Annotated in this window: 6 protein-coding genes; all 6 read left to right on the plus strand. The window is 34.4% G+C overall.

The genetic code is table 11. From position 1 onward, the window contains the following. Positions 1–293: 293 nt before the first annotated feature. The 6 genes from ACT53I_RS01395 to ACT53I_RS01420 all read left to right on the plus strand — a co-directional run bounded on the left by ACT53I_RS01395 (position 294) and on the right by ACT53I_RS01420 (position 12,023). Positions 294–1,340, plus strand: a complete 1,047-nt coding sequence (locus ACT53I_RS01395; protein WP_476078093.1) for a glycosyltransferase family 2 protein — start codon at positions 294–296, stop codon at positions 1,338–1,340. 183 nt (positions 1,341–1,523) lie between these two features. Then, entirely contained in the window at positions 1,524–2,657 is a 1,134-nt protein-coding gene (locus ACT53I_RS01400) for a glycosyltransferase family 1 protein (protein ID WP_476078094.1), read from the plus strand. A 112-nt stretch (positions 2,658–2,769) separates the two neighbouring features. Continuing rightward, positions 2,770–3,669, plus strand: coding sequence for a glycosyltransferase family 2 protein (locus tag ACT53I_RS01405; RefSeq protein ID WP_476078095.1), 900 nt, complete (start codon positions 2,770–2,772; stop codon positions 3,667–3,669). Between the two features lie 374 nt (positions 3,670–4,043). Further along, positions 4,044–5,207: a glycosyltransferase family 4 protein gene (locus tag ACT53I_RS01410; protein WP_476078096.1), complete on the plus strand. Its 1,164-nt coding sequence runs from the start codon at positions 4,044–4,046 to the stop codon at positions 5,205–5,207. Between the two features lie 133 nt (positions 5,208–5,340). Beyond that, complete coding sequence (locus ACT53I_RS01415) at positions 5,341–8,568, plus strand: T9SS type A sorting domain-containing protein (protein WP_476078097.1); 3,228 nt, start codon at positions 5,341–5,343, stop codon at positions 8,566–8,568. Between the two features lie 188 nt (positions 8,569–8,756). After that, on the plus strand, positions 8,757–12,023 hold the full coding sequence (locus ACT53I_RS01420; RefSeq protein ID WP_476078098.1) for a choice-of-anchor D domain-containing protein: 3,267 nt from the start codon (positions 8,757–8,759) through the stop codon (positions 12,021–12,023). The last annotated feature ends 176 nt before the right edge of the window (positions 12,024–12,199 follow it).

Raw genomic sequence — 12,199 nt, forward strand, 5'->3', positions numbered from 1 at the left:
AGAAGTAAGAATTTTTCCACCCTTTAGGGTAGGGGAAAGAAAAATTTTTAAACTAAAATAATAAATAAACCGGTGGCTGAGCACAGACCGAAGGTCTGCGAACGAAGAATAAGAGGATGTTTTTTGAAGATTTTCACATCCTTTAGGACAGGAGGCAATGAAAATCTTCAAAAAACAATTGATTAAAAATCTCACCTCGGTGGCTGAGCCTGTCGAAGCCAAAGAGAAGAAATAATAAATAAACCGGTGGCTGAGCTTGTCGAAGCCACCCTTAGAGAAAAGTTTTTTGTGTAATGAAATTATCCATCATCATCCCATGCTACAACGTAGAAAATTTTGTGCAAAACTGTACAGAAAGCATTGTGATGCAGCAAGGTTTTGACTTTGAGCTCATAATGATAAATGATGGTTCTAAAGACAATACACAGCAAGTTTTAGAAAATTTAGCAGAAAAAGATTTTAGAATTAAGGTAATCAATCAACAAAACCAAGGACTTTCGGGAGCGAGAAATACAGGAATAGAAAATGCAACAGGAGAGTACATCATGTTTGTAGATGCAGATGATACGCTAGAACCAGAGGCTCTAAAAACCATTGCGGATTTTTTTCAAAAAGAAGACCTTTTTTGCTTTTCTTACAACAGAGTGTTTGGAACTAAAAAACTTCCAAGAAAATTCAATCTTCAAGGGAAATTTCCTGCACGTTTTATCCAAAGAAGAATCGTAGGATTAATAGATGCAGAATTGTCAGACCCTTCTCAAACCGACGCTTTAGTAACCGCTTGGGGAAAAATCTACAAAACAGAAATCATCAGAAAAAACCAAATCCAATTTACAGATACCAAAGAAATAGGAACCGAAGATGCTTTATTCAATATTCAGTATTTAGAGCATGCGCTAACCGCTCAAGTCTTGGATATGCCTTTGTACAATTATGTAAAAATCAATGCCGATTCATTGACCAAATTACATAAACCCAACCTCTTTGGACAATGGAAAAATCTCTACGTAAAAATTTCAGAAATCATCACAACTAAAGATGCAGAATTTAAAAAAGCTTTGAACAATAGAATCGCGCTGAGCATCATCGGTTTAGCATTGAATGAAACCTTTTCAGTAAAGCCTTTTTCCTTAAAAAGACAGAAGATTTCAGAAATATTACACGATGACTTATACCAAAAAGCCTATCAAAATCTAGAAATGAAATATTTTCCACTCCATTGGAAAGTATTTTTCTACGCCGCGAAATACAAATATGCCACTTGGGTTTTATTTTTAGCATCAACCATGAATTTTATAATCAATAGAAATAATTCCCCATCAAAAAACCAAGATGCGTAAATTTGCAAACAATAAATAAATTTCATAAAATCATAAAAATAAACATAATCATAATTATAATCATTCACCATTGACCATTGACCATTGACCATTCACATTAATAATTCACCATTCACATATAACTATATAACCTCATAACTCTCATAACCTTCATAACCTCATAACCTCATCACCTCATAAACCATGCCCATCAAAATCCTACAAATTTTTACCGTACTCAACAAAGGAGGTGCCGAAACCAACCTGATGAACTACTACCGTAATATGGATAGAAAACAGTTTCAGATAGATTTTTTGGTGCACAGAGAGACGGGTTTTTTTGAAGAAGAATTGATAAAGTCTGGGAGTAAGATTTTCAGATTACCTGCGATTCTTCCTTGGAAATTAAAGGAGTATAAAAAAGCGGTAAAAGCATTTTTTGAGGAACATAATGATTATGACATCGTTCACGGACAATGTTCAGAATTAGGCGTTTTTATTTACGAAGAAGCAAAGAGAAGAAATATTCCTGTAATCATTGCTCATGCCCATAATGCGAAAATGGACAAAGACAAAAAACTGCTCTTCCGTTTGATGTGGAAGAGAAGAATGAGAAAATCCATCAATGCTTATTTTACCTGTGGCCAAGAAGCAGCAGAAAATCTTTTTGGAAAGAAATTGGCGAATGAATCTTACCAAATGAACAATGCGATAGAAGTAGAAGATTTTCAGTTCAATGAAGAGGTCAGAGATCAAAAACGAAAAGAACTTCAAGCAGAAGAAACCATTAATTTGGTGAATATTGGCAGGTTCAATACCCAAAAAAACCAGTCTTTTCTGTTAGAAGTTTTTGCCGAACTTATAAAACGGAACAAAAAGTACAAGTTATTTTTAGTCGGGCAAGGTGAATTAGAGTCTCAACTCAGAGAAAAAGCCAAACAGTTACAAATAGAGCAGGATGTAGCGTTTTTAGGATTAAGAAATGATGTTCCCGAACTCTTACAAGCGATGGATATTTTCCTATTCCCGAGTTTGCATGAAGGATTTTCGGTAGCATTTGTAGAAGCGCAAACGACAGATGTTAAAGCGGTAATTTCTGATGGTGTACCAACAGAGTCTATTCTGATTCCTGAAAATGTAACCGTCATTCCTTTGAAAAATTCTGCTCAACAATGGGCGGAAAAAATTGCAGAAATTAATAATTTTGAAAGAAAAAATGTTGCAACCCTTATTAAAGAAAAAGGCTACGATATTAAAGAAAACGCCCAAAAACTAGAAAAAAAATACAAGGAACTCATCCAACAATATAAAAAAAATCCCAACGTTATATCATCCTAACCAAAATCAATGAGCCTATTCACAATAATAATTCACTATTCACCATTCACCATTTGTCATCCTGAGCGGAGTCGAAGGACACATTTAACTATATAACCACATCACCTTCCCCATGAAACCCCTCACCATTTTCACCCCCACCTTTAACCGAGCATCTTTGCTTCCGAGATTGTATGAATCTTTGAAAGCGCAGACCAACCAAGATTTTGTGTGGATGATTATCAACGATGGTTCTTCAGACCATACAGAGGAGGTAGTTCAAGGTTTTATAGACGAGAAGGTGTTGGAAATTCAGTACATCAAACAAGAAAATCAGGGAATGCATGGCGCGCACAATACGGCTTACGAAAATTGCAAAACCGTGTTGAATACCTGTGTGGATGATGATGATAAAATGCCCGAAAATGCAGTAGAAGTGATTCTAGAAAAATGGAATTCCCTTGGTGAAAAACAAAATAAATACAGCGGCATTATTGCCCTAGATGCTCATTTTGATGGCCAACTCATCGGGACGGCGTTTTCTACGGAATCTACTACGCTGGAAGATTTTTATTTGAACGGCGGGAGTGGCGACAAAAAACTGATTTACCGTACGGAAATCATGAATAAATATCCTAAATATCCCATTTTTGAAGGAGAAAAATACGTAGGATTAGGGTATAAATATTTATGGGCAGACCAAGATTACGAATTGGTAACCCTGAATGAAGTGGTTTGTTTAGTTGATTATCAACCAGAAGGTTCATCGAACAATATGTGGAGGCAGTATTATAAAAATCCAAAAGGGTTTGCTTTCATCCGCAAACAAGGAATGCTGCTTTCTAAGTCTAGAAAAAAAAGACTATTAGACGCAATACACTATGTTTCTCATAGTTTTAAATCCAGAAATGGGCGCTTTATTGCAGAATCTCCAAGAAAATTTCTCACGATAGCCATGATTCCATTGGGTTTTGTTTTATACCTTTACACCATCTATCAAAACAAAAAACAAGGAGGATTATACCACAGGTAAAAAGAAAATGACCACCAACGTAAATTTTCGAAGAGGCTCATATTCTTTAAGATTGGAAGTGTAAAATCTCCAGAAATAAATTTTAAAAAAAAGTAAAAATAAATCTAAATTGAAATAATCAAGAAAAGTTTAAATAATAAAATTAAATAACAAAATAAACCATCCACAATTGACTATTGATAATAAAACAATTCACCATTTGTCATCCTGAGCTGAGTCGAAGGACACATTTAACTATATAACTTCATAACTTCATCACCTCATAACCCATCACCTTTGAAGTATAGTTGTAGTATAGATAAAGCATAGATAAAGCATAGATAGTGTATGAAAAAGGCATTGAATATTGATATTTAGAATGACGAAATTTTACCATGCAAGATAAACCAAAGCTTTTCAGAATCGCTACCGTTCCCATGTCACTGAATCTCTTGTTAAAGGGACAACTAGAATTTCTGAATAAACATTTCCAGGTTACCGCTATTTCAGGGGAAGGAGATGATTTGCAAACCGTAGCCAAAAGAGAAGGTGTAAATATCCACAAAATAGAGATGCATCGTCCCATCTCTTTAAAACAAGACCTTAAATCCCTATGGAATCTGTATTGGTATTTTAAAAAAGAAAAGCCCGCAATCATTCATTCCATCACCCCAAAAGCAGGTTTACTCTCCATGATGGCAGGAAAATTAGCAGGAGTTCCCGTAAGAATGCACACCTTTACAGGATTAATTTTTCCGCATAAGTATGGCTACATGAAACGTACACTGATTATCATGGATAAAATCTTGTGCAGATGTGCTACACATGTTTATCCAGAAGGAAGAGGAGTAAAAGAAGATTTGCAAAAGTATAACATTACCAATAAACCTTTAAAAGTCATTGCCAATGGCAATATAAACGGTGTAGATGTAGACTATTATCATCCCGAAGCCATTTCTGAGGAAGCAAAGAATCAATTAAGAGATTCCCTTCAAATAAAAGAAGACGATTTTGTGTTCGTATTTGTGGGGAGATTGGTTATCGATAAAGGTTTAAGAGAATTGGTTAAAGTATTTGATGCTCTGAGCAAACATCATCAAAACATAAAACTTATTTTAGTAGGGCCCAAGGAAAATGCACATAATCCTAAAAAAAGAGCGATGTTTCACAGCATACACCAGAATGAAAATATTATTACCGTAGGTTTTCAAGAAGAAGTAAGACCTTATTATGCCATTAGTAATGTGCTCATCTTGCCAAGTTATCGTGAAGGATTTCCCAATGCAGTTTTACAAGCAGGAGCGATGGGTTTGCCGAGTATCGTTTCTGATATTTCGGGGTGTAATGAAATCATTGAGCATGAAGTCAATGGACTTTTGGTTCCGAAAAAAAATCATATAGAACTTCAAAAAGCAATGGAAAAAATGCTTCATAATCCTTCGCTTTTAAAAGAATTTCATCAAAATGCCAGAAATATAGTAGTAAAGTCTTTTGATAAAAATTTCGTATGGCATTGTTTATTAGAGGAATATAATCAAAACCTGACTTTTTTTGAATAATATGTAATAAGCTAAACATATGTTTAATGTATGTTAAACATCTTTTATTATTGTGTTTTTGTGATTTTTTAACACTTTTTTTGTAGTTTTGTGGCATCCTTTTCCGTAAAGGATTGGTCTAATAAACACAAACATGCTAAAAAAATTATTGCTAGTCTTTGCACTCTGTGCAATGACGTTTTCGTTGGCTCAAACATTAGAAGAGAGCTTTGATGAAATTTTCCCTAAAACAGGATGGGTTAATAACAATTGTAGCCTCGGTCTTGTCCCTCGTTCAGGTAAATACAGTCTTAAATTTGATGCAGCTGGAGAATACATAGAAACTCCAATTATAGCAGCTCCTGGTAAATTGTCTTTCTTTTATCTTTCAGAATCTTATGATACCACTACTTGGAGTGCGGTAGTAGAAATTGTAGATGCATCCAATACAGTGCTGAAATCTTATTCTATTACAGATGCCAAGTACGAGTATTCTAATGAATTTTCACAAGATATTTCTGCTTATAGCAATGTAAAAGTGAGAATTAGAGATACTAGAGCCAGTGGAACCTATGCGAGATATGTAGATGATATTACCATTGTTGGAAGAAATCAGCCCAATATCAATATCTATTCTTTTAATCATACTATTTATCACAATAATTCTACATACATGTCTGAAGATGGAACAGATATGTTTAGAAGAATTACCTATGCTACAGATGCTTTTGGGTATTGGGATTATGTTTATACAGTAAGAAATATTGGGAGTCAAAACTTAGTATTAGGAGAAATGACTATTACGGGTGAAGATGTGAAAAATTTCTCATTTCTGTCTGATATTTCTAATACAACCATACCACCGAATAGTGAAAGTAGTTTTGCAGTGAGATATGATCCTAGATATGCAGGAAACCATAAAATATCAGTAAATATTCCAAGTAATGATCCAGATCAACCAAATTTTATAATTAATCTAAAAGGTTATGCGGTAGACTGTGATTTGCCACAACAGGTGATCGCTGAAAACGGATTTGAGAATAATACTACGGCTTCTATGCCGTATAAAGTTCTCACAAAAATTGGTACCCAAAACCTAGCAGCAATGACTTTCAATGCTCGTACTAATTCTAATTTTACCTATTTTCCAAATAATTCTCAGATGACTGTGGGAGGTGCAGGTAAATCTTGGTGGATTAGTCAAAGTGTTCAAGGATTAGAGTTTGGTCCAATTGATGTAACCGGAAAAAAAGGTTTAGCCATTACATTAGAATCTGCTGGTTTTGGAAAAACCAATTCTGGAGGACTAGACCCAGATGATAGACTAGAGATTTATGTAAGTTTAGACAATGGAGCAACTTGGTCTAAAGAAGCTTATATAGAAGGAGCTAATAGAAGTAAGAATCAAACCAACTATAAATACTCTTTTAGCACGAGTTCTAACAGAACCTTTATGATGAATTTAGATGGAAATAATAGTTTCATCAGATGGGGAAATGATAAAGCAGCAGGAGATGCTATTGGCTATTTTATTTTAGATATTCCAGATGAATTAAATGCCTCTTCTATTATGTTAAGAATTATTGCTAAAACAGATGGTGTTACACCTCAAGGAGGTATGAATTATAGTGATTCTGGAGAAACATTAGTAGTGGATAATGTTAAAATTGTATCTCGTGGCGTGCCAAAAACCAAAAAATGGAAAGGAAATGGAGAATGGAGAGATGAATTAGGGGCTGTAAGTACAAAGCCTTTATATACCCAGAAAGTAATTTTTGAAGAAAGCTATGATTCTGCGGTATATGGAGATGTAGAAGCGTGTAAATGTGACATTGCAGCAGGCAAAACCGTGAATATCAAGGCCAATAACTACATGAAAATCGAAAGTGATATCCAAAATGATGGTACACTCACCGTAGAGAGTGATGGCAATTTAATTCAGGTGAGTAAGAAAGGCACTTATACTGGAGCCAATCCTGTGGTAACGGTTAAGAGAAATGCTAATCTGAAACTTAAAGACTATAACTATTGGGGAACTCCAGTTTCTGGAAATAATAAATTAATGGCTTTTTCGCCCAATACCTCTTCTACAAGTTTTTATACCTATAATGAGACCAACGATCTTTTTGTAAGAGTATCTTCTCCTAGTACTACAGATTTTATCACAGGAAAAGGGTATGCCATTAGAGCGCCGATGAATTTTCCAGCAGATTTTTCCACTCCTACCAATAATATATTCAAAGGAGAATTTTTGGGAAAACCAAATAACGGAGACATTCTAGTGCCTTTGGCATTTACAGATGCAGCACACGGATTTAATTTGGTTTCTAATCCTTATCCTTCGAACATAGATTTTGAAATGCTCTATCAGGCCAACTCTGATTTGATTTACAATACCATGTATCTTTGGACCAATACCAATGATAATCCAAAAATGCAGGGTTCTAATTATCCTCAGAATTTACAAAATGGAAAAAAAATTACCAATAACTATGCGGTCTATAACGGAACAGGTGGAGTAGGAGCGCCTTTTGGGTTTGATCCTTTAAAACCAGCTTCTGCAGCGCCTAATAAATATGTGAAAGTAGGGCAAGGTTTTATTGTTAAAGCCAAAAAAGCAGGAGGTCTATTGTTTGAAAATGAAGTAAGAAATGCCAATACCTCATCAGTGTTTTTCAATAAAATGTCTGGGAATAAAGCCAAAAAAGCAAATGAAGAACAACTGGATAGATACTGGTTACAATTGAAAACACCTCTAGATTACGTATCGCCGTTACTTATCGGTCATGTTCCAGATGCAACCAATGATTTTGAGATGGATTATGATGCAGAACATTTGGTAATCGCTGGTGACTCATTTTATTCTATACTCCAAGACAAGAAGTTAGTGATACAAGGGAGAGAAATGTTTCAGCAAAAGGATGTGATTCCTTTAGGAGCGATGATAGGGGTTTCAGGCGAACATGTGATAGCGCTAGCGAACAAAGAAGGAATTTTTGCAAATGGACAGCCCATTTATCTTAGGGATAAGTTAACCAATCAGTGGGTAAATCTTCAAGAAAAGAATTATACTTTTTCTGCGGAACAAGGAGCACTTGATAATCGTTTTGAGATTCTTTATTCTACTGATGCACTGTTATCTACTAAAGATATTACTTATCCTGAAAAAATAAAATGCTATCAAAATGGAAACGGTTTCACAGTGGAAGCTCCAGAAACAATTAAAGAGGTGAACGTTTACGATATTTCTGGAAAATTGATTGAAAAATATCAAGGAACGCATGCTAAATTGGATATTCTCATGAATTTTGAACATCGAGGCATATTTTTGGTAAAAATTAAGACTCAAAATGATGAAGTTGTGAAAAAAATAGCTAAATAATTGATAAAGAGCCTGAAAAATTAATTTCAGGCTTTTTTTTATTTATATAGCATGGATAAAGGGTTTTAAGGAGTATTTATGATAATTATATTCGCTTATTTTTATTATATTCATGTAAATATTTTGATTTTTTTGATTTTTAATTAAAATTTTGTTTATTTGTGGCGGTCCGCAAATCGCAAACACAGATGAAAACAAAATTACTAACCTTTCTTTTAGGGAGTTTCTCCCTATGGGCATATGCTCAAGCAGATATAACCGAAAACTTTGATGGTGCTGTATTTCCTCAACCAGGATGGTCTGTGGTAAATGCTACCGTAGAAGTATTGAATGCTTCTAAATATCCAGAACAAGGAAATGGGTTAAAGTTTGACCAATACAATGAAAGCATTACTACGCCACCTATTTGTAATGTAAGTTATATTTATTTCAAAACCATTCAAAAAGTTCCACTTAAAGTAAGAGTGCAAGAAGTAGGAAATCCTACCAATACAATAGAAATAGATGCCAATACCAATAATGGGAACACATTGGTTTCTTGGGGCTTCAATCTTGGCGCTCAACCCAGTTTCGTAGGGAAGATTGTAACCATCACATTTATTACAGTAAATGATGGAAGTAATAGTGGTTTCGCTGGGTCTCTAGATGATATTAGAATTGTAAGAGCAGCAAGTCCAGAGATAGATGTAGACGGATATGGTTTTCCTATTGCAGATAATTCTACTACGCTAGATACAGAATCAGGAACAGATTTTGGAAGACAAGTCATTGGAGATACAGAAAAAGTTCAGCGTTTTACTATAAAAAATACAGGAGCGCAAAACTTGACAGTAACTTCAGTTTCTCTTACAGGAACACATGCAAGCAGTTTTAGATTGGTAGCATTTTCTACCAATACATTAAATCCTAATTTTAATCAAACATCTTTACCGATTACCGTTTTACCAAATAATGAAATCTATGTGTATGTAGCATTTAGCCCAACAAGTTTAGGCACAAAATCAGCGACACTTAACATATCAAGTAATGATTGTGATGAGCAATTCTATGATTTTAGCATTGCCGGAACTGCTGTAGAATGTAAACTGAAAAATGTATTGCTTTTCCAAAATACTTTTGAATCAGGCCAAAATACTTCATCACCTAATTATTTACCTGTGGCAGCAGGTTCTAGTACTTTAGCTTATAACTCTAAAGCCAATACCAATGATACCAGTCAATGGTATCCTGTCAATACTACTTTGTATTCGCCTTCTAAAAATACACTTACAGGTGTAGCAGGAAGTAGAGCTTTACTCGTAAGCAATGAAACCAAAACCTTTACTTTCGGCCCAGTTAATATTTCATCGTACAACAATGTAGCGGTTTCATTCGAAATGGCGGGCATCTCTAAAACGAGCAGCGAAGGGTTAGATGGAGATGATATGGTAAAGCTGTACATCAGCTCAGATGGTGGGCTGACTTGGTCTTATGAAGCCATGATCAAAGGTGCGTATGATAAGTCTCCAAACATAAAATCTAATCTTAAATTTCCGTTCTCTGATGCAGATGCGTATACCAATGATAGGAATTATGATGGGAATAATAAAGAATACTATTGGGGAAATATTGACAGTTCTATTACAGGAGTGACCAATAACGAGTTAGGGACTTTTGTACTTTCCATTCCAGACCAAAAGAAACCCAATCAAATCATGATAAGGTTAGTCGTAAACACTACCAATGCAAATGAAGTTTGGATGATTGATAACGTACAAGTGGTACAGAGAGGAACTCCTATAACTAAAATTTGGAAAGGAGCATGGTATGATGATAACAATACCCCTACATCAGAAGGAGCTTCTTTACAGCACAGAGTTCTCGTAGAAGAAAATTATAACTCAGATGTTAATGGAAATCTTTTGGCTTGTAAATGTGAAATTAATGCCGGGAAATCATTAGTCATCAAAGGAGACCAATATGCGAAAGTAGTGGGAGATATTACCAATAATGGTACGCTGACCGTTGAAAACGATGGTAACTTGATTCAAATATCAGATGATGCACAGTTTTTAGGAACCAATCCTGTGGCTTTAGTGAAAAGAAATGCCTCTCTCAAAAGATTAGATTATAATTATTGGGGAGCTCCAGTAGAAAATCAAAATTTAAAGAATTTCTCTCCAGGAACTCATCCTAATAGATATTATACCTATGTAGAAGCTACAGATTTATTCCAAAAAGTGAATGCGACTACTACCAGTTTCCAAAAAGGAGTAGGATATGCCATTAGAGCCTATGATAATTATACAACCGGACAGGTAAACCTTTTTGAAGGTCAATTTACAGGGAAGCCAAATAATGGAGTGATAGAAGTAGATGTATTGTGTACTTCTTGTACACCTACAGCAAGAGGATATAATTTGATAGGGAATCCTTATGCTTCTAATATTGATTTTGAAGCCTTATACAATCTCAATAAAGATTTAATTTATCAAACTTTTTACGTGTGGACCAATACCAACTATAATCCAGAGATGCAGGGAGCAAATTATCCTCAAAATCTACCAACAGGAACCAATATAGTAAATAATTATGCGGTTTATAACGGAACTGGAGGAGTAGGAGCACCATATGGTTTTGATCCATCTAAACCTGTAGTGAAAAATGATGTGAATAAGTTCATACGAGTAGGGCAAGGTTTTATCGTAAAAGCAAAAACGGCAGGAAAATTAAAATTTAATAATTCGGTAAGAACACCAGATGCATCGGCTGTTTTCTACAATAAAAAAATGACATATAACGCAGATGAAAAAGATAGATTCTGGCTCAACCTTAAAACACCACTTAATTTTGTATCTACTATTCTAATAGGATACATTGAAGGGGCTTCAGATGATTTTGAACTCGATTATGATGCAGAGCATTTAGTGGTAGGAGGAGATTCTTTTTACTCATTAATTGAGGATAAAAAAATAGTCATTCAAGGGAAAAAGAAATTTTCAGATACAGATAAAGTTTTATTAGGAGCAAGTTTTGGACTAGAAGGAACATATACCATTTCTCTGGAAAAAGCAGAAGGAACATTTGCAAAAGAACAAGCTGTTTTCCTCAAAGATAAATTAACCAATGAAATCGTAAACTTAAAAGAGAAAGACTATACTTTTACAGCAAAATCTGGAGAAGTAAAAGACCGTTTCGAATTGGTATATAAAAATGCAGGCATTTTATCCACAAATGAAAATAATGTAGAAGAAATAGTGAAGGTGTATAAAAAAGCAGAAAGTGTATTTGAAATAAAATCAATTGAAAAACTTCAGAAGGTAAATCTAATAGATGTATCAGGGAAATTACTAAAATCTTATCAGCCGAAAACATCAACTTTCGAAATGAATATTTCAGGACTTCCAAAAGGCATGTATATTGTTCAAGCGAAAACCGCTAATGCGACCTATACTAAAAAGATACTTAAACAGTAATAAAATCTAATTATTATCATTTCAGTCAAGACGTAAGTCTTGACTTTTTTATTGCATATAGTCACAATTGTATGTTCAAAATCTTCTTTTAGATTTTAATGGATAATTGAAGTTTTTTTGAGAAAAAATGTTAAAAAAATAATTTTATTGGTGTGTTAAGAAATAAAAAATTAATT

The sequence above is a fragment of the Cloacibacterium sp. DMC96 genome (assembly GCF_056313765.1).